Annotated in this window: 16 protein-coding genes; 12 read left to right on the forward strand and 4 right to left on the reverse strand. The window is 56.0% G+C overall.

The window, feature by feature from the left end; genetic code table 11:
- Positions 1-98 precede the first annotated feature (98 nt).
- On the forward strand, positions 99-1,829 hold the full coding sequence (locus EY643_RS09600) for a gamma-glutamyltransferase family protein (RefSeq protein WP_152662001.1): 1,731 nt from the start codon (positions 99-101) through the stop codon (positions 1,827-1,829).
- A gap of 12 nt (positions 1,830-1,841) precedes the next feature.
- On the opposite strand, the gene EY643_RS09605 is transcribed toward EY643_RS09600, so the two are convergent.
- Complete coding sequence (locus EY643_RS09605; RefSeq protein WP_152662002.1) at positions 1,842-2,252, reverse strand: nuclear transport factor 2 family protein; 411 nt, start codon at positions 2,250-2,252, stop codon at positions 1,842-1,844.
- A 167-nt stretch (positions 2,253-2,419) separates the two neighbouring features.
- Between EY643_RS09605 and EY643_RS09610 the strand changes: the two genes are divergently transcribed.
- Genes EY643_RS09610 through EY643_RS09620 form a run of 3 tightly spaced genes read left to right on the forward strand, consistent with a single transcriptional unit; the run spans position 2,420 to position 5,794 of the window.
- The gene (locus tag EY643_RS09610; RefSeq protein ID WP_152662003.1) at positions 2,420-3,517 is read left to right on the forward strand and encodes a DUF1214 domain-containing protein; all 1,098 of its coding nucleotides are present in this window, start codon (positions 2,420-2,422) and stop codon (positions 3,515-3,517) included.
- On the forward strand, positions 3,514-4,677 hold the full coding sequence (locus EY643_RS09615; protein WP_152662004.1) for a sulfotransferase family protein: 1,164 nt from the start codon (positions 3,514-3,516) through the stop codon (positions 4,675-4,677). The genes EY643_RS09610 and EY643_RS09615 overlap by 4 nt, the downstream gene beginning before the upstream one ends.
- Before the next feature lie 16 nt (positions 4,678-4,693).
- Positions 4,694-5,794, forward strand: coding sequence for a Zn-dependent alcohol dehydrogenase (locus EY643_RS09620; RefSeq protein WP_152662005.1), 1,101 nt, complete (start codon positions 4,694-4,696; stop codon positions 5,792-5,794).
- Here EY643_RS09620 and EY643_RS09625 read toward each other — a convergent pair.
- Together EY643_RS09625 and EY643_RS09630 are read right to left on the reverse strand one after the other, a co-directional pair.
- Entirely contained in the window at positions 5,791-6,999 is a 1,209-nt protein-coding gene (locus tag EY643_RS09625) for an NADH:flavin oxidoreductase (protein ID WP_152662006.1), read from the reverse strand. The two genes, EY643_RS09620 and EY643_RS09625, sit on opposite strands and share 4 nt — an antisense overlap.
- A gap of 44 nt (positions 7,000-7,043) precedes the next feature.
- Positions 7,044-7,793, reverse strand: coding sequence for an SDR family NAD(P)-dependent oxidoreductase (locus EY643_RS09630; RefSeq protein WP_152662007.1), 750 nt, complete (start codon positions 7,791-7,793; stop codon positions 7,044-7,046).
- A 126-nt stretch (positions 7,794-7,919) separates the two neighbouring features.
- On the opposite strand from EY643_RS09630, the gene EY643_RS09635 reads away from it, so the two are divergent.
- From EY643_RS09635 to EY643_RS09650, 4 genes are read left to right on the forward strand one after another with little or no spacing between them, the layout of a single operon-like run.
- Positions 7,920-8,372, forward strand: coding sequence for a VOC family protein (locus EY643_RS09635; protein ID WP_170287347.1), 453 nt, complete (start codon positions 7,920-7,922; stop codon positions 8,370-8,372).
- Positions 8,373-8,382: 10 nt separating this feature from the next.
- A complete protein-coding gene (locus EY643_RS09640; RefSeq protein WP_152662009.1) occupies positions 8,383-9,645 on the forward strand; it encodes a sulfotransferase family protein in 1,263 nt (420 codons plus the stop codon).
- Between the two features lie 8 nt (positions 9,646-9,653).
- Positions 9,654-10,880 carry an alkyl sulfatase dimerization domain-containing protein gene (locus EY643_RS09645; RefSeq protein ID WP_152662010.1) on the forward strand — a complete coding sequence of 409 codons (1,227 nt, stop codon included), beginning with the start codon at positions 9,654-9,656 and terminating at the stop codon, positions 10,878-10,880.
- A 4-nt stretch (positions 10,881-10,884) separates the two neighbouring features.
- Positions 10,885-12,363 (forward strand): acyl-CoA carboxylase subunit beta, encoded by a 1,479-nt coding sequence (locus tag EY643_RS09650; protein WP_152662011.1) that lies wholly within the window; start codon positions 10,885-10,887, stop codon positions 12,361-12,363.
- Here the strand turns inward: EY643_RS09650 and EY643_RS09655 are convergent.
- Positions 12,360-13,265 carry an LLM class flavin-dependent oxidoreductase gene (locus EY643_RS09655; protein WP_170287348.1) on the reverse strand — a complete coding sequence of 302 codons (906 nt, stop codon included), beginning with the start codon at positions 13,263-13,265 and terminating at the stop codon, positions 12,360-12,362. The two genes, EY643_RS09650 and EY643_RS09655, sit on opposite strands and share 4 nt — an antisense overlap.
- 19 nt (positions 13,266-13,284) lie before the next feature.
- Here EY643_RS09655 and EY643_RS09660 point away from each other — a divergent pair, with 19 nt between their 5' ends.
- The 4 genes from EY643_RS09660 (at position 13,285) to EY643_RS09675 (ending at position 18,282) form a co-directional block, all read left to right on the forward strand.
- On the forward strand, positions 13,285-14,001 hold the full coding sequence (locus tag EY643_RS09660; RefSeq protein WP_152662013.1) for a pseudouridine synthase: 717 nt from the start codon (positions 13,285-13,287) through the stop codon (positions 13,999-14,001).
- A gap of 139 nt (positions 14,002-14,140) precedes the next feature.
- Complete coding sequence (locus EY643_RS09665) at positions 14,141-14,674, forward strand: disulfide bond formation protein B (RefSeq protein ID WP_152662014.1); 534 nt, start codon at positions 14,141-14,143, stop codon at positions 14,672-14,674.
- A gap of 75 nt (positions 14,675-14,749) precedes the next feature.
- Complete coding sequence (locus tag EY643_RS09670; protein ID WP_152662015.1) at positions 14,750-16,525, forward strand: ABC transporter ATP-binding protein; 1,776 nt, start codon at positions 14,750-14,752, stop codon at positions 16,523-16,525.
- Positions 16,522-18,282 (forward strand): ABC transporter ATP-binding protein, encoded by a 1,761-nt coding sequence (locus EY643_RS09675; RefSeq protein WP_152662016.1) that lies wholly within the window; start codon positions 16,522-16,524, stop codon positions 18,280-18,282. Before EY643_RS09670 ends, EY643_RS09675 begins: the two co-directional genes overlap by 4 nt.
- Positions 18,283-18,288 lie beyond the last annotated feature (6 nt).

Here is an 18,288-nt window from a genome sequence, read left to right on the forward strand (position 1 = left end):
AATTGCCAACGGTCTTGTAAGTAGCGATAAATGATATACCCATTGGGTTTGCGGGCGTGTATAAATACTCCCGGATTGCCCACCGCAAAAGGAACAGCATGAAATACCTGAACGCTTTCGCCTGCGCCCTGATGATGTTAACAACAGCGGCTTGCTCGAACCCGGTGCAAAAGGCGCCCGAGCCAGCCCCCTGGGCCTACGGTGCGATGGCCTCCGTGGCCAACCCACACGCAACTGCCGCGGCGATGGCCATGTTGGAGCAAGGTGGCCACGCGGTCGACGCTGCCATAGCAGCACACGCCGTGCTCGGCCTAGTTGAACCCCAGAGTTCCGGTATTGGTGGCGGCGCATTCATGGTGGTGCATGAACACGAAAGTGGCAGCCTGCTTTTCCACGATGGCCGCGAGACCGCACCGGCTGGCGCAACGGTGGATATGTTCATGCGCGATGGTGAGACCATGGGTTTTCTGTCCGCTTGGCAGAGCGGCACCGCTGTCGGTGTACCCGGTGCGATAAAACTCTACGAAGACACACATCGCAAGTATGGCAAGCTACCCTGGGCTGAACTTTTCCAGCCCGCGATCGATCTCGCCAATGAGGGCTTCGAAGTTTCACCACGTATGGCCGCTTTCCTCCCGCGCATCGCGGCAGTTTCGCGGTTGGATGAGAACCCGGGTGCGAAAGAGTATTTTTACCCCGGAGGCAAACCTCTGCTGGCGGGTACGCTGCTGAAAAATCCTGAGTATGGCGCCACGCTCAAGGCGGTAGCCGAGCAAGGGAGCCGTGCTTTCTACACTGGCCAGCTCGCCGAGGCCATGGCGGCGGCGGCGCAAATGGAACCTGCTCCCGGAACGCTTAGCACCGCAGACATTGAGGCTTACACCACTGTAGAACGTGACGTGGCCTGTGCGCCATTTCGCACCTTCACGATCTGTGGCGCCTCGCCACCATCCTCAGCGGCAGCGCCGATCATGATGATGGCGATATACGACCAACTGGTGGGCCCCAGTGCGTCTCATGAGGACAAGGTGGCCGCCTTCGTCGACGCCCAGCGGCTGGCCTATGCCGATCGCGATCACTATATAGCGGACCCTGACTTCGTATCCGTTCCGCTGGACGGATTGTTAAATGCCGCTTATCTCACTGAGCGCGCAGGGCAGCGTTTTGCGCCGGATGAACCGGCCGTTCAAGGCGATCCGAGTTCTTATATCGGCAGTGGGTCGGCGAGTGTCTTTGGCAACGACAGTACCGATGAAATAGCCGGCACCTCTCATCTGTCTATTGTTGATGGCGATGGCAACGCCGTGTCCATGACGGCAACCGTCGAAGCACCCTTTGGCTCCTCGCGCTGGGTGGGGGGCTTTCTCCTGAATAATCAGATGACGGACTTTGCTCGCGCCTATCAGCCAGATACACCACCCCAGGCAAATGCGATTGCACCAGGCAAGCGCCCGCGGTCCTCTATGTCGCCGATAGTCATCTTCGATGAAGCCGGCAGGCTTAAAATGGTCACGGGCTCGCCTGGTGGCAACTCCATTCCAGCTTATGTGTTCAAATCGATGGTGGCCGTGCTCGACTGGGGCATGACGCCGGAAACCGCTGTGGCTTACCCCAACATCATCGCCAGAGGCGACAAGGTGCGGGTGGAAATCGCGATGGAAGAGGGCAAAGCCCTCGCCAACGCGCTGAAAGCAAGAGGATATAATGTGGAAGAGCGGGAGGGTGAAAACTCAGGCCTGCATCTGATTCTAGTGGAGGACGGTGAACTCAAGGGTGCCGCCGACCCCCGGCGTGAAGGCACAGTAGGTGTACTATCAACAGCGCCCTAGGCCATCTTTGCTCTAGCCCAGCTGTGCCATTAGCGCATCGAAGTCCCAGTGCGCCTGCATTCGGGTGATGAGTCCCTCATCATTGACCTCGTAGACTGCGAGCATATCGCAGTCTGAGAATTTTCCTCCGCCCAGGTCGTTGCGTGCCACCTGGGCCACACAGCAACAGTATGCGCCACTGGTCCAGCGCTTGTTCGCCGTTATCTCGATTGAGGACGGGCCGATCACGGTGTCCCAGAAGGCCTCAATAGCGGCCCTGCCTACATGGCCATTGCCGGAGGGGTCCATGGGAGATTTTCCAACAGGATCCTGCACGATGGCATCGTCAGCATAGAGCGCCAGCCACGCTTCCTTGTCGCCAGCCGAGGCGTACTTGATTGAGTTCATGTTGGCTTTTACTGCCAGATGGTTTTCATCCGCCATTTTCTGCTCTCGTAAGTGATATCAGTCAATCAAGGATAGCAGCGAGTGCCTCCTTTGCTCGATCAGATTCTTATACCAAACGCGGTAACCGTGGCTTCGAGCGAGCGGAGCCATCCAGACTTGGATACCATAAGCGGCCAAACAATAACGAACACAAGGAAATCGCCATGTCAGACGCAGAACAAAAAGTGCTCGACGGCTCCGCCTGGGACGAATTCTGTGATGCCCTGAAAGAAGCCGGTAAGGTTGTTCGCAGCGAAAAAGCGCCCGGCGACGCATTCAGCCAGGCCGAGGGGTACCGCTATCTGACCCGCCTGTTGCGTGGAGGCCTGGAGAGCTATCTCGAATTTTCCGACCCCATGTTCCCTGTGTTGCGCTGCGGTGCACACGAGACAATCAAGTTGGGGGCAGACAATCCGGACAATCGCTATGAGAGCGCGTCCATCCGGCCCGAGTTCGATTACCGTATCTCGGGTAATCGCAATACCGTCGACTACTTGGGCATCAGCTCTATCGTCAATAAGTATGGCTCTGGCGGCACCATGGAAGTGACAGGGCATATCGACCATCGCGAACTCGATATCGCCAATGATGGCAGTTTTGAAATCATCATCAGTCGGACCGAAAAGCCGGGCAACTGGCTGCCGATGGGAGAGCACTCAAACTCCATAACCGTGCGCCAGACATTTCAGGACCGGATCAATGAGGTTGCGGCCGATCTGAAGATTGAGCGAATCGGCGCTGCAGATGATCGGCCACGTCCGTTATCCCCCGAGAAGTTGGTGCGAGGCCTACAGGGCGCAGGCATGTGGGTGCAGGGCGCCGCCACCATGTTTGAAAACTGGGCGGAGAGTTTCCTGCCGACGATGAATGATCTACCGGCAGCGGATCAGGACTATTGTCAGTCTATTGGCGGCGACCCCAATATTTTCTATTTCCACAGCGCCTGGGAACTGGCTGACGATGAGGTCATGGTGATTACAGCGCCAGAGATACCAGAGTGCCAGACCTGGAATTTTCAATTGAACAACTGGTGGATGGAGTCACTCGACTACCGCCATCATCGAATCCATTTCAATAAGCATACGGCACATTACGAGGACGACGGCTCGGTGCGTGTTGTCATCTCCCACGACAACCCGGGTGTCCCGAACTGGATAGAGACCGCCGGTCACAATATTGGCACTATGTGCTGGCGCTGGATCGGCGCTGAAAAACACCCGCTGCTGGACGTGAAAGTGATAAAGCGGAATGAGTTGGCATGAGTGATGCCGTGGTATTCGATGCCGATGCAGCCATTGCTGCGGCGCAGGAGCAAACTGGGTTCACCTCGCTTGGAGATGAGTTTTCCCGCGAAGGGTTGGCAATGCTGCTGGCAACCTACGATGCACACATTCGCGACCAGGGCGGACGAGAGCGCTGTTATCAGCGAGTTGTCTACCAGATTGCCACGCGACTGAAGCTGGAAAATGCTTTCGCTACCATCGACGGCTGGCAAGAGCAGGAAATCGTTGCGCCGATCTTTGTGACCGGGCTGCCCCGGTCAGGCACCTCGGCCCTGTTAAACCTGCTTGAAGTGGCTCCCGAAAACCGCTCGCCACTGCAGTGGGAAGTCCAATTTCCCGATCCCTGGCCTGGCAGTGCTCCAGGCGACAAGGACCCTCGCTACGACTACCTGGCCAAAGCGCTGGAGGAATCACGCAACTCTGAGTTTGCCAAGATTCACTTTGTCGATGCAGACACCCCCGAAGAATGTGTATTGCTGCATGCCTACGCGTTCCACGGCGTCCAACTGGGTTTTGAGATAATGCTCGAACCTTATCGCAGTTGGCTGCTCGGACAAGACCTGACGCCACTCTACGCGTTTCAGAAGAAAGTGATGCAATTGCTGAACTGGCGCAACCCTGGCCAACAGTGGCTGTTGAAGGCACCAGCTCATATGCTCGGGATAGAATCTATCATTGATGTATTTCCCGACGCGCGTTTCGTCTGGTGCCATCGCGACCCGCAGAAAGTCATTCCGTCTATCAACAGCCTCAACAAGGTAGTACTGGATATGTATCTGGGCGAATACTCACACATCGATATGGCTGAAATGGGCCAGGCTGTGATGGAATGGTATGCGATGTCATTGGAGCGCGGCCTCGCCAGCAGAGCCGCGCTGCCCCCAGAGATGTTTATCGATTGCTCCCAGCAAGAATTCGTCGACGATAATATGGCGCTGGTGCAAAAGGTGTACGACAGCTTTGAAATACCACTGCCAGGCGAAAGTCGCGCGGCAATGCAGGCACATGTCGACAACAACCCGAAAGGTAAACACGGCAGGCACGAGTACCGGCTAGAGGATTACGGCCTCAGTGAATCCATGATCGCTGACCGGTTTGCTTTTTATACGAAAGATACTCGCTGGCCCATCAGCGGTTAGCCACAGGAGATAGGTCATGCGAGCAGCTGTTCTACGTGAAGCACACAAGCCATTGGAAATCCTCGATGATGTGGAGGTCATTGAACCCCGCGCCGGCGAGGTGCAGGTGAGTATCCGTTTCTGCGGCCTCTGCAGCTCAGATCTCGGATTTATCGTGGGCAAGTCCCCGCTGATGGGGCCGATGGTGCTGGGGCATGAGGCTTCAGGAGAGGTGTCTGCGGTGGGCGAGGGCGTTAGCCATCTGGCCGTCGGCGACCATGTGGTACTCACACCCTGTGCGCCCTGTGGTGCCTGTTACTACTGCCAGCGAGATCAGCAGAACCTGTGCGTCAACTCAATGAGCATCTTGTCCGGCGTGTTGCCGGATGGTCAGAGTGGCCTGAGTTTAAATGGCCAGCAGATTTTGCGCGGAGCAGGAGTCGGAGCGCTAGCTGAGTACGTGACATTGCCGGCGACTGGCGCGATCAAAATAGATAAGGATATTCCCCTGGATCTCGCCTGCGTGATCGGCTGTGCTCTGCAAACCGGCGTGGGCGCAGTGCTCAATACCGCCGACGTTGAAGCCGGAGCGAGCTGCGTGATCACCGGCCTTGGCGGCGTGGGTATGGCCGCCGTACAGGGAGCTAGAATTGCTGGGGCTTCGCTCATAATTGCGTCGGACCCGGTTGCAGCGCGGCGCGACCTGGCGCTGCAGTTTGGCGCCACGCATGTCATAGATCCAACATCGGATGACCTGGCAGCGCTGGTGCAGGAATTGACTGCCGGGATCGGCGCTGACTACGTTATCGAGACGGCGGGCAAAGCAACGCTGATAGAGCAGGGCGTTCAGCTGAGTCGCATCGGAGGCACTACCGTGGCTGTTGGGTCGCCTGGATTTGAAGAACATCTGACGATTCCGAATGTCGTCCTGTTTCAGGCGCTGGAGAAAAAGCTTTGTGGCTGCCTGCTTGGTTCTTCCAATTCACTGTTCGAAATTCCCCGCCTTTTGCGCCTGTGGCGAGCGGGCGATCTCGATATGGCCGGGATGATAACCCACCGACGGCCGCTCGCGGAGGTCAACGAAGGTTTCGCAGACCTGGAGGCAGGCCGCGGAATACGCACAGTGATCGAGATCTAAGCAGGCGCATTTTCGACACAGCGAATACCGCCTGGAGCCTCGATGAGCGATGCGCACTTGTTGCAGTGGCTGCAATTGTTGCGATAGTTCGGGTTGCTCATCGCGTTGTTAACGTAGTGGGGATCTTTCACCAATGGGCGACCCATCTGGACGAAATCAAAACCCTCGCGCATGACTTTCTCAAGACTTTCCAGTTCTGTACAGCCACCGATATAGACCATCTGACAATTCACCCGGTCGCGTATTTTGCTGGCGTCGCTGAGAAAGAAATTCTCTTCGTAAGGATAGTGCCGAAACAGGCGCGGGCCATAGTACTTGAGCCCCAGGCGCGCGATGGGATTGGTTTCTACCTCGAGCATACCCTTGTCCAGTGTCTCTCCGCGAAAGTAGACCATAGGGTTAAAGCTGCTCGTGCCCCCAGAACAGATGAGGGCGTCAATGCCTGCATTGTCGAGCATGGCTGCTACTTCAATCGCTTCATCGAACTGTAAACCGTCTCGTACGCCGTCGGTCATGCCCATCTTGCCCAGGATCGGGAAATCGTCGCCGACTGCCTCGCGTACTGCGTCCAGTGCCCGCAGTGGCAGGCGCATTCGATTCTCCAGGCTGCCGCCATACTCGTCCGTCCGGCGATTACTTCGCGGGCTGATGAATTGGGAAAGACCATAGCCATGGCTGAAGTGGATTTCGATCGCGTCGAAGCCAACGCTCTTCATAAATAGGGCGGCGTCCCGATAGGTCTTAACAAGGTAGTCGATGTCTTCGAGCTTCATCGCGCCGGCAAAAGGCATGCCCGCTGAGATGCCGAGCATATTGAGCTGGCGCGAGGGACCGAGCGGTCTCTTCAGGCGCTGCAGCTTACGGTTCTTGGTGAAGTTACCGCAGTGCGTCATCTGCCCAGAGACCTTTACGTCCGGGGCAACTGACTTCAGCTCAGTAATCAGGTGCGTGTATTGCGGGCGAAACTGCTCATCCATCCAGGGCATCTGGTCGTTGATTCGGCCGTCAGCTTCCGTCGTGCAATAGCCGATTGTGGTCATCGCAGTACCGCCGGCGACAATTTCCCTGTGAAAATCGAGCAGCAACTCGCCGGGCACACCGTCAGGCGACTTGCCCTCATATGTGGCGGCTTTGAGAATGCGGTTTTTCAGTTGCAGCTTGCCGAGCTTGGCAGGGGAAAATGCTTTCTGCAGATGTTCACTCATGGGCTTGGTCTCGTATCAGGTGAGTATCTCTAAAGTATGTCGGCTCAAGCCATCGCGGTGGAATAGCCACCATCTACAGCCAGGGTCTGGCCGGTAATCCAACTCGCGGCGGGCGAGGTCAGGAAGAGTACCGCAGCGGCTATGTCTTCCGGTGTTCCCGCTCGTTTAAGCCCCTGACGAGGATACATCGCCTCAACCATCTCAGGCATATGCTCAAACACCGGGGCTGTCAGGTTGGTCCGTGTAAAGCCAGCCGCCACGGCATTGGCGCGTATGCCTGCCGGGCCCCAGCTGATCCCCAGTGTTTTCATTAACTGCGATAGGCCGGCCTTGGCCGCACCGTAGCCAGGGGTCCATTCATAACCGAAGTAAGTCGTCATCGAAGCGATACCAATTACGCTGGCACCGCCATCAATCTGGCTGTTCTCGAGTAGCGGTTTACAGGCTGAGCTGAGGTGAAATGCGCTGGCCAGGTTGATATTGAGAGAGGCGTCAAATCCCTCACTACCCCATTCGTCAGCCTGTGCGCCACCCGCATTGTTAATAAGAATGTCCAGTGCATCCAGGCTTTCTGCGAGATCGGACAACGCAGTGTGCGAGGAGACATCCAGGGCGCGATAGTCGAGGCCGGAGAGGTCGTGCTCGTAGTCAGTAGCACTGGCTTTTCTGCCGGTGATCACCACCTTCGCCCCAGCTTGCTGGAAAGCCTTGGCTGTCGCGAGGCCAATACCATTGGAGCCGCCTGTTACCAGTACATGGGCACCGCTGTAGTTGAATGTTACGCCTGTTTTCATCGTCCTGGACTCCCTTTTTCAGCCAAAGTCTGAATACTCAGCCGCCCCAATATATAAAACACTTGTATTAAAAATCCTAACTGAATAGCTTGTTAGGCCTGCCAAATGACGAGACGGACTAACAATATGAACGATAGCGATTCCGCTGCACTTTCACTGCCACCAGTATCTCAGATCGGCTTCGTTGTGCGCGACCTTGAACAGTCGATCGCCCGATACCAGCCCATCTTCGGCGAATTTGTGGAAATGTCGCCCGGTGAGATGGATTGGGAGTATCGGGGCAAGACTGAGCCAGCTGAACTGAAAATTGCTTTCGGCAAAAGTGGCGACGTGGAGATCGAGTTAATCGAGTGGGTTTCCGGCGAGTGTCCGCACAAGGAATTTATTGAGGCGGGCCATGAGGGGATGCAGCACCTCCGTTTCCTGGTCGATGATGTCGACGCCAAAGTAAAGGAAGCTGAAGCCCTCGGTTATCAGCAGATCTGGTACAAACGCTTCGCCGAAGGCCTGGCGGCGTCCTACCTCGAGAAGGAAGGCGACCCGCTGATAGTGGAACTTTTTGAGAACAGCCACGGCTGAGTCGCATTGTATGGCTGAGACTATCCGCATATCTGATCTGGCTGCCCCGCGTTATACCGAGTTGCAGCAGTCCATTCGCGATTATGGAGAGACCCTGTCGGTCACCCTTGATGCTCAGGAGATTCTTGCCGAGGCGTCGGACGCGCTCGGGCTCGAGGACTGGGGCGCTCAGGACTTCCGGGAACGTCTCGAACTGCTGTGCAGTGAGTGGAGCAGTGACAGCGGCCTGAATGCGCTTGGCCGTTCCAGTTTGCGAGCCAAACTTTTGTTGTATGCTCGCAACCGCCTGCTGATCCAGGACTTACTGAAACGACATCCGGAGATACACGATGTTGAAATCAAGGCGCCAATTATTGTCGCGGGCCTGCCGCGCTCGGGCACAACGCATCTGCTGAACCTGATGGCCGCAGACAGGCGCCTGCGCGCTCTGCCTCTGTGGGAGTCCTACGAGCCAGTGCCTGTTCCCGGTGAAGAAATTCTGCCGGACGGTACCGACCCGCGGTACCAGCGCTGTGCCGACGCCTGGGCGATGACCTCGCAAACCTTGCCTTATCTCGCGGCGATGCATCCGATGGATCCGGACCATATCCACGAAGAATTGGAGCTGATGGGCCCGGATTACGCCTCGTACAATTTCGAATGGTTGTGCCAGTGCCCCCGCTGGCGGGATCACTACTACAGCAGCGATCAGACGCCGCATTATGAGTACATGAAGACCGTGCTCAAGATACTTACCTGGCAAGACGGCGACAACGGTGGCAATACACGATGGGTGCTCAAGTGCCCCCAGCATCTGGAACAGTTGCCGGTATTACACAAGGTGTTTCCGGACGCCACCATCGCGATCACGCACAGAGACCCGGTGTCTGTGATCCAGTCGGCCGCTACGATGGTTGCCTATGGCCAGCGGATGTCACGTGATGACATCGATCCCGCAGCAATCATCGACTATTGGTCCGATCGCATCCATCACTTGCTGGCGGCTTGTGCCAGAGACCGCGCCGAGCTGCCAGCGGAGCAAAGTATCGATGTCCCGTTCCACGAATTCATGGCGGATGACCTGGCCATGGTGCGCAGGATCTACGAGATCGCGAAGCTACCAATGACCGCAGAGGCCGAGCGTGATCTGAAATCGTTCATCGAAAACCATCCAAGGGGTAAACACGGCCGCGTGGTTTACGATTTGGCCGAGGATTTCGGAGTCGATCCCGCAGCGCTGAGAGAACGCTTTAACTTCTACTATGCTGCCTTTCCTGCCGCACCAGAGTCCTGAGGACTACTATGAGAAACCCGATCTACAAATCGCGACCGGTAGAGCCTAATCCCGCTCGCTTTGGCGGTGAACGTATCAACGACTTTATCGTTCTATCGGAAGCATTTTCCAATGCGTATTTGATAGAAACAGGTGAGGGTGCTGTACAGATAAACGCTGGCATGGGAATGGAGGCACCCGTTATCGAGGCCAACTTCCGCACTTTCAGTGAAGAGTCTGTGCGCGCACTGATCCTTACCCAGGGTCATGTTGACCATGTCGGCGGGACAGCCTATTTTCGCGACAAGAATCCCGGGCTGCAGGTTATCGCGAGTGAGCACAACGCCGAACACCAGGCCTACGACGCTCGACTGGCGCCTTTCAGGGCAGGGCGCTCAGCATTTGCGTTTACCGAAAAATTCGCCGAGGCATTTCAATACTATGCAGAACAGGGTTACAGCGAGTTCCCGGCCCAGGACACGCCAACGCCGGATATTGGGGTACAGGATCGCTATGCATTCGAATTTGGCGGTATGCAGTTTGAAGTGCTTGCGGTTCCAGGTGCTGAGACCAACGACTCGGTAATCGTCTGGCTACCGCAGCACCGGATTTGTTTTACCGGAAACCTGTTCGGCTGCCCGTTTGGGCATTTCCCCAACCTCGTCACTATCCGCGGCGACCGCTACCGGGATGCCTTGGTTGTTGCAGAGGCTGTAAAAGTCGTACGTGATCTTGACCCAGAGATGATCTGCTACGGCCATCACGGGCCCATCATGGGACAAGAATTGATACGCAGTGAATTGGACGCTCTCCATGGCGCCATCATGTACGTTCATGACGAAACGGTGAAAGGCATGAATGCGGGGAAGGACGTACATACGCTGATGGCTGAAATATCGCTGCCCGAAGCGCTAGAAGTCGGGCAGGGCTACGGTAAGGTATCCTGGAGTGTGCGCGCAATTTGGGAAAACTACGCCGGCTGGTTTCAGCATTCGTCCACGACTGAGCTCTATGCCGTACCTCGCACCAGCATCCATGGCGATCTGGTGGAGCTGGCGGGCGGTGCCGGAGCACTGCTGGAACGCGCGCAACAAAAATTTGATGACGGCGAGTACGAGCAGGCTCTACATCTTCTGGACATTGTTCCTGCGACAGCAGATGGCGCCGAGGCTTTGCGCGTGGCCGTTCACAGGGAGCTCGGCAAGATGACAGACAACTTCTGGCTGCAATCATGGCTGAAAAAGCAACAAGGCTAGCGATATGAGTGAGAACCGTCAGCAGTGGCAGGCGTTACTGGATGAGTTAAATCAGCGACAAGCCACGGCCGAAGCCATGGGTGGCGAAGAAAGGGTCGCCAGACAGCATGCCAAAGGGCGGCTCACTGCAAGAGAGCGAATCGATGGCCTGTTTGACCCCGATACATTCAACGAAATAGGCGCGCTTGCCGGTAGCAATCACCCGGGCGGGGAAGCGCCGCTCGCGGGCGATGGCGTTGTCGGCGGAACCGGCATGATACAAGGGCAGACGGTAGTGGCCCTGGTAGAGGATTTTACCGTCAAGGGCGGCTCCATCGGCCACGTAAATGCTGCCAAGCGCGCTCGTCTGGTGAGGCTCGCAGCGGAGCAGCGCCTGCCTCTGGTCCTGGTCCTGGAGGGCGCTGGCGAGCGAGCCAGCAATAGTTTAGAGCGATACCCGAATACCCCCAATGATCTGCAACTGGTGGCCGACCTGAAAGGCAAGGTACCGGTAGTCACCATTGTTCTGGGCGCGTCAGCCGGTCATGGTGCGCTAACGGGGATGTTTGCCGACTTGATCATCATGCTTGAGGGAGCTGCCCTGTTTACCGCCGGGCCACCGGTGGTCTTCGCTTCCATGGGCGTCGAATGCACCCCGGAAGAGCTCGGCAGTGCACAGATGCACGCGACCGAGAGTGGCGTTGTCCATAATATCGCTACCAGCGAACAGGATGCGTTCGCCCAGGCCCGGTACTTCCTGACCATGACCAACCGGCAGGATGAAGACAATTCACGCGCTCAAGGCAGTGCCCGACGCTACATTGTTGACGAGCTGCTCGACATTATCCCTCCAGCCGGGCAAAAGGCCTATGATGTGCGTGCAGTTGTGCGCGCGATTGCCGACGATGAGACCGTATTTGAGCTGCAACCCGGCTATGGCAGTTCACTGGTCGTCGCATTGGCAAGGGTTGGCGGCGTTGCCACTATGCTCGTGGCAAACCAGCCGGCCGTGCAGGCAGGCGCAATTACCTGTGAGGCTGCGGAAAAGGCGACACACTTTATCGAGGTCGCCGAGCAATTCTCGCTGCCGCTGGTCTTTTTGCTGGATAACCCCGGCGCGATGCCCGGCCCTCAGTCTGAGCGAGCGGGCATTCTCAAAGCAGCTGGGAAAATGTTCGCCGCCCAGCGGCGCTATCGTGGGCAGAAGATTGCAGTAACTCTGCGCAAGGGCTTCGGTTTTGGTTCATCGGCCATGGGGATGAACCCCTGGGACAGCCAGGCAATGAGCCTGGCGCTGCCCTCCGTGTCTCTGGGAGGGGTGCCAGCGATTGGCGGCGATGTAGCGGCAAAAGCCAGCGCGGAAGAATCTGCAAAAATGCAGGACATCCAATCGGGGGCCTGGGTGCCTGCCGATTCCATGGCCTTTGACAAGATCGTGAATCCAGTCGATCTTCGCAACGAGATCATCGACGTCTTGCACCGCAGTCGCTATCGCAGTGTTTAATAGATCTGTAGCTGGCGGATCTTTTCGAAACTGGCGAGCTGGTCTGCGGCGCTAACGCCGGGTAAGCCACCGCGAAGAATCAAGTGAGTCATCCCAAGCTCTTCCTTGTAGCGCGTCAGCGTTTCGCTCACATAGGTGATAGAGCCCACGATCGCTGTCTCGTCTGTCGCCTGGCCGCGATGCAGTCCCGCTGAGCTGAGTTGTTCTATCAGTGCTGTCTTGATTCTCTCTGCCTCGGCCTGGCTTTCCACCGTGTAGACCGTTCTCATTATCGGCGTAGTGCTCTTAACAGCGCCCGCTATCGCTCGATAGGCTTCCAGGTTTGTGGCCAGAACATCATATGACTCCAACGGAGATGCCAGGTAGGGCAAACCGAGCTCTGCAATTTGTTGCAAAGCTTTTGGGCCAATGGCTGCCGCCCACAACCGTGGCTCAGGCTGCTGGAGAGGCAGAGGAGACAGCGCTATCGGTGTTTCACCGTGCCAAAGCGCTCGTATCTGCGCGAGACGCTCTGCGAACAGCTTGCGCTTGTCACCCGAGCGAATCTCAAAGGCCTCGAACATTTTGGGTTGAATCCCACGCCCAAGCCCGAGAATGAGCCGGCCATTGCATAAGCGGTCCAACACGGCAATCTCTTCTGCTGCCAGCATGGCGTTCCGTATCGGCAGGAGATAGGACACACAGCCCAGCGCAATGTCATTGGTGACCGCAGCGGCGGCAGCCAACAGGAGCAGGGGCGCGGGAACACTGCGCTGGCCACTGAAGTGGCTCTCTGGTACCCAGAACGAGTCAAAGCCCAGCGCCTCTGCTGTGCGCGCCTGCTCGGCCAGACGGGCTCCGCTACTGATCCCTGTCCAATCCCAGGGGGTAATGCCGAGATGAATGTTTCCTGATGCATGCATGGGCCTATAATACAGCCCCATGCGATCAAAACACGCCAGACTTGACCGATTTATCAGCTATCACAAGGGTATCAGCAGGAGGGCGGTGAAGCCGTTACTGGCCCAGGGCAGGGTGCGCGTTGATAACCTTTCTACTTGTAGTGCTGACACCGTTATCGGTGAATTCACGCGGGTCGAGATTGACGACGAAGTTTTACAAGCCAAACAACCGCGCTATCTGATGATGAACAAGCCCGCTGGTGTTGTCAGCGCGACTCACGATGCGCAGCACAAAACAGTCATCGATCTGTTCTCGGGTGAGGACGTCGGAGACCTGCATCTGGCCGGTCGTCTCGACTACAACTCAACCGGGTTACTGCTGCTGACCAATGACGGACGCTGGTCTCGATGGTTGAGCGATCCACGCGCGGGAATTGTGAAACGCTATCGTGTGACCCTGCGCGACCCAGTGACCCAGCCCATGATAGAGGCCTTTCAGACCGGCATACACTTCCCATACGAAGATCTTGTGACCCGACCTGCAGCGCTGAACGTTGTTTCTGCGAAGGCGCCCTATATAGCCGACGTGGCACTAGGCGAGGGGCGGTATCACCAGATAAAGCGTATGTTTGGCCGTTTCCGCAACGAGGTCCTGGCGCTGCACCGCTATGCCATCGGGCCCTACACTCTGCCCGTCGACCTCGAGCCGGGTCAGACACGAGACGTAGAGCCAAAACTACCGTCACACTGGTCATGAACTAACCGTTCTGTCTGGCGTCCAACAACAGCGCGGCTGGTGGCGTCTTTTCCTGCACTTCTACAGGAGTAATCCACAAGCTGTTCAAGTAAATTGTGGATTAAGCGGTATACTTGCCCACGAAGGAGAGAGACTTTTTATGAACGACACCGTCCGTGGCTTCTGGGCATTCTTGACAGATCTGATCAGGTCAAAGTGGTACTGGGCTGGTCTGGTAGTGTTAGGCCTTTTTATGGAAGGCGTAGCGCTCTACTACCAGTACGTAGTGGGCGATGATCCCTGTCAGGTGTGTATTCACACTCGGATATGGGTGGCGGCATTTACGCTGCTGGCCTTCGCCATGTGTCTATTGCCAGCTCGACGCTGGCTAAATGTCGCGGGCCACCTGCTCACCGTGGTGTGCATGGCAGGCCTGTGGGAGCGCTGCAAGTATCTCTGGGATGTGGAGAGGGGCAGGGGCGACGGCACCTGTGAGATCTACCTGAATTTTCCAGATTGGTTTGCCCTGGATGTGTGGTTTCCGGCCATGTTCGAAGTGCGCACGCTGTGCGGCTTTACGCCGGCCATGCCCTTTGGTTTCACGATGGCCGAGATGTTGATCACTGCGTCTTCCTTGTTGGTTGCGGCATCCGTGATTGCGCTGGGCGTTAATCTGGCGGGAAGCGGGCGGTGATGACCGCCGATAAAACCCAATGAGAGATTGTCCCGGCGTATAATGCTCGACCCCGCACTCAATAAGCTGTAGACATTGACCACTGCCCGTCGCGAATCCAACCTAAGATTCTTTCTCCGCTATGTCTTTCATCACAAGCGCTCATACACGCTTGGGGTCGTCTTCATTTTTCTGACGAACTACCTCGCGGTCAGTATCCCCGCTTATATCGGCACCAGTGTCGATTTGCTGAGCGGCGAGCTGGCGGCGAATGACAAGGCGATGACCCAGGCAATTGCCATGGTGATCATCCTTGCTTTGGTCATGGTAGTGACCCGTACCGTTTCCAGGATTCTCTTTTTCAATCCGGGCAGGGCGATTGAAAGGGAGCTGAAAGACGATGCTTTTGCACGATTGACCCGCATGCAGACCGGGTTCTATCGAGAGCATGAAACCGGCACCCTGATCTCCATTGTTAATAACGATATCAATGGCGTACGTGCGCTTGCGGGTATTGTCATGTTGCAAGTGTTCAATGTGATTTTCGCCTTGTCACTCACACCGCTCAAGATGTGGGCTATCTCGCCTCATCTCACCTTGTACTGTATTTTTCCTGTACTCATCACCTTCTTCATCGCGCACAAAGGCATCGCTTTCATGCGCAGAATGATGAAAATTCGGATGGTAGAGCTTCAGGAGATGTCCTCCAGCACGGTGGGATTCCTGACCGGCATCGAAGTGATCAAGTCGCATGGTATTCACCAATGGGCTGAAGACAAGTTCGATCGTGAAAACGTCAAGATACTGAGCCGGTCGCTATTGCTGGCTCGGGTGCGCACCCTGATACTTCCGCTTATCGGGTATACCGACCGAATTCTCAAGGTGATGATTTTGGCGATCGGGGGAGGGTACCTGCTGAATCAGGACCTGACACTGGGTGAACTCACGGCATTGCTTTCTTATGCCTCCCTGTTGGCAATGCCCTTTATTTCCCTCGGCATGATTTTCTCGGCCTGGCAGAACGGGATAGTCAGCCTGGAGAGCTTGCGCCGTATTCTGGATGAGCCCTTGATCGCCAAGGATGGTGAGCGGCTTGCCCCGGAGAGTCGGGATAAGTTGTTCAGCCAGGGGCTGCGAGTCGATGGGCTGACCTATACCTACCCGGGCGCAACAACACCGACGTTGAAAAATCTGTGCTTCGAAGTAAAGCCGGGGCAAACTGTCGGCATCCTCGGCAGGGTGGGTTCAGGAAAGACCACGCTGGTCAATTGTATCAATCGATATTTGGATGTTGACCCCGAACAGCTGTTTATCGACGACAACGACCTGACAGAGATATCTCGCGCGGACTTGCGCAGCGCCGTACGCACAATCACGCAGGAGCCATTTCTGTTCTCCGACACGGTGACCGAGAATGTTCGGTTCGGCTCTGAGTCTCTGCAGGAACCTCTGAGTCTCGATCAGGTGCTTAAACAAAGCGATATGCTGGATGAAGTTAGACAGTTTCCGGAGCAGGAAGAAACGCTGGTGGGAGAGAAAGGAATTCTCCTATCTGGCGGGCAAAAACAACGGCTGAGCCTCGCACGCGGTTTGTACACGCCGTCCAAGCTGATGATCCTGGATAACGTACTGTCCGCTGTCGATAACGAGACGGAGCGGTTCCTCCTCAACCAGATCTTCAATAACAGTCGTAGCCAGAGCACCTTGATCGTCTCTCATCGCGCGACAGTGCTGGAGCAAGTCGATCACATCCTCGTTCTTGAGGAAGGGCGTATTGTCGACCAGGGAACGCACGCCGAGCTACTACAGCGATCGGAGATTTATCGGCAGACCTGGGAGCTGCAACAGCACGACGGAGGCACCGCAGAATGAGTGAGACATCTGTCGACTGGCCCGTCGTGAAACGTTTCCTGAATCACTTCAAGCCCTATAAAACACAGGTGTTGATCGGCCTTGCCCTGATTCCTGTCTCCGTGGCCTTCAGTATTCTATTTCCCTGGCTGATCATGCAGGTCATCGATCAACAGCTGGTGCCGGGTGTTTACGATGGGCTCATGTGGTGGACCCTGGGCCTGGTGCTTGTGCTGATCGGCAACTATCTGGCTGACGCGATATTTAATTACTCACTGCAGTCTGCGGCGCAGCACGCGATCAGAGATATCCGGGCAGAAATGTTTGATCGAGTTCTGCACTTCCCTCGCCGGTATTTTGACAAGACGCCTATGGGCGTCACCCTGACTCGCTTGACCAGCGATCTGGAAGCGATCAGTGAGTCTTTTACTCAAGGCTTGCTCAGCATGGTCAGGGATGTACTGATAACGGTCGCGCTGCTTGTTTTCCTGGCGATCATAAGCTGGAAACTCACCCTGGTACTGATCCTGATTGGCCCTGTCATTTACTACATTACAGAGCTCCTCCGGCGAAGGCTGCGCGACGCCTACCTGAAATCTCGCGTCGTCTTGTCCCAGGGTACTGGCTATCTGCAGGAGTCGCTCAGCGGCATTAAAACGGTGCAGCTGTATAACGCCGAGCAGGAGGTGCTCTCCCGCTACCAGACCTATACCCGCGGTTTTTATAAAGCTCAGTCCAAGTCAAATCTGTATGATTCCGCGCTGTACTCAATCATTGAGGGTATTACCACCGTCAGTATGGGGCTGATCATCTGGTACGGTTCCCGGGAAATCCTCGCCGCGACAATATCCGTCGGTGTGCTTGTTGGTTTTATCAACACCCTGGACAAGATTTTTGTTCCTATTCGCGATTTCACTTCCCAGATGGCATCTATTCAGCGGGCATTTGCGGCCTTTGACCATATCGAGGAAATATTTCAGCAGGACAGCGAGCATGTCAGCACGCAAGGCGAACACCTTTCGGTATCAGAGCTCGGGGTGCTAGACAGCTTTGAGACACTGGTTTTTGACGAGGTCAGGTTTCGCTACACCGAGACAGGCCCCTGGGTGCTGAATGACGTGTCCTTTCGCCTTGGAAAAGGTGACAGAATTGCACTCGTGGGCAGTACAGGCTCAGGCAAATCGACCATCCTCCGCCTGCTAACCAAGACTTACGACAACTATCATGGGTCGATCAAACTCAACGGTATTGAGTTGAGCAGGATTCCCAAGGCCGAGGCCGGGAAGTTCTTTTCGCTGATGCAGCAAGAAGTCTTCCTGTTTAACGAGAGTATTGAATTCAATATTGGCTTGTCCCGGGAAGGTATCGACAGGGCGGACGTTGTTGAGGCTGCGCGCTATGTCTACGCTGATCACTTTATAGATGATCTTCCAGGTGGCTACGCATTTGAGCTGCAGGGCAATGGCGCTAACCTGTCAGCAGGTCAGGCTCAGCTCATTGCTTTCGCCAGGGCGATAGCCGGCGGGAGTGAAGTAGTTATGTTAGATGAGGCTACCAGCTCGGTGGACTCTGTGACTGAGCAGCTCATTCAGAAAGCCATCGACCATGTATTTATGGAAAAAACGGTTATCGCAATAGCTCATCGCCTCAGCACAATTCAGCATTCAGATCAGATACTGGTGCTCGACAAAGGCGAGATTATCGAGCGCGGATCCCACGGCGAACTAATGCGACAGCAAGGGTTCTATGCCAATCTTGTAGAGGAACTTGAAACCTAGGTTCGC

It is taken from the genome of Halioglobus maricola, assembly GCF_009388985.1.
GTDB lineage: Bacteria > Pseudomonadota > Gammaproteobacteria > Pseudomonadales > Halieaceae > Halioglobus > Halioglobus maricola.

What these genes read in the sequence shown, in the direction of transcription:
- EY643_RS09650 (WP_152662011.1), top strand. Translation starts at nt 10,885, where the DNA reads ATGAGTGAGAACCGTCAGCAGTGGCAGGCGTTACTGGATGAGTTAAAT.
- EY643_RS09630 (WP_152662007.1), bottom strand. Translation starts at nt 7,793, where the DNA reads ATGAAAACAGGCGTAACATTCAACTACAGCGGTGCCCATGTACTGGTA.
- EY643_RS09665 (WP_152662014.1), top strand. Translation starts at nt 14,141, where the DNA reads ATGAACGACACCGTCCGTGGCTTCTGGGCATTCTTGACAGATCTGATC.
- EY643_RS09625 (WP_152662006.1), bottom strand. Translation starts at nt 6,999, where the DNA reads ATGAGTGAACATCTGCAGAAAGCATTTTCCCCTGCCAAGCTCGGCAAG.
- EY643_RS09620 (WP_152662005.1), top strand. Translation starts at nt 4,694, where the DNA reads ATGCGAGCAGCTGTTCTACGTGAAGCACACAAGCCATTGGAAATCCTC.
- EY643_RS09610 (WP_152662003.1), top strand. Translation starts at nt 2,420, where the DNA reads ATGTCAGACGCAGAACAAAAAGTGCTCGACGGCTCCGCCTGGGACGAA.
- EY643_RS09675 (WP_152662016.1), top strand. Translation starts at nt 16,522, where the DNA reads ATGAGTGAGACATCTGTCGACTGGCCCGTCGTGAAACGTTTCCTGAAT.
- EY643_RS09600 (WP_152662001.1), top strand. Translation starts at nt 99, where the DNA reads ATGAAATACCTGAACGCTTTCGCCTGCGCCCTGATGATGTTAACAACA.
- EY643_RS09635 (WP_170287347.1), top strand. Translation starts at nt 7,920, where the DNA reads ATGAACGATAGCGATTCCGCTGCACTTTCACTGCCACCAGTATCTCAG.
- EY643_RS09640 (WP_152662009.1), top strand. Translation starts at nt 8,383, where the DNA reads ATGGCTGAGACTATCCGCATATCTGATCTGGCTGCCCCGCGTTATACC.
- EY643_RS09605 (WP_152662002.1), bottom strand. Translation starts at nt 2,252, where the DNA reads ATGGCGGATGAAAACCATCTGGCAGTAAAAGCCAACATGAACTCAATC.
- EY643_RS09655 (WP_170287348.1), bottom strand. Translation starts at nt 13,265, where the DNA reads ATGCATGCATCAGGAAACATTCATCTCGGCATTACCCCCTGGGATTGG.
- EY643_RS09660 (WP_152662013.1), top strand. Translation starts at nt 13,285, where the DNA reads ATGCGATCAAAACACGCCAGACTTGACCGATTTATCAGCTATCACAAG.
- EY643_RS09645 (WP_152662010.1), top strand. Translation starts at nt 9,654, where the DNA reads ATGAGAAACCCGATCTACAAATCGCGACCGGTAGAGCCTAATCCCGCT.
- EY643_RS09615 (WP_152662004.1), top strand. Translation starts at nt 3,514, where the DNA reads ATGAGTGATGCCGTGGTATTCGATGCCGATGCAGCCATTGCTGCGGCG.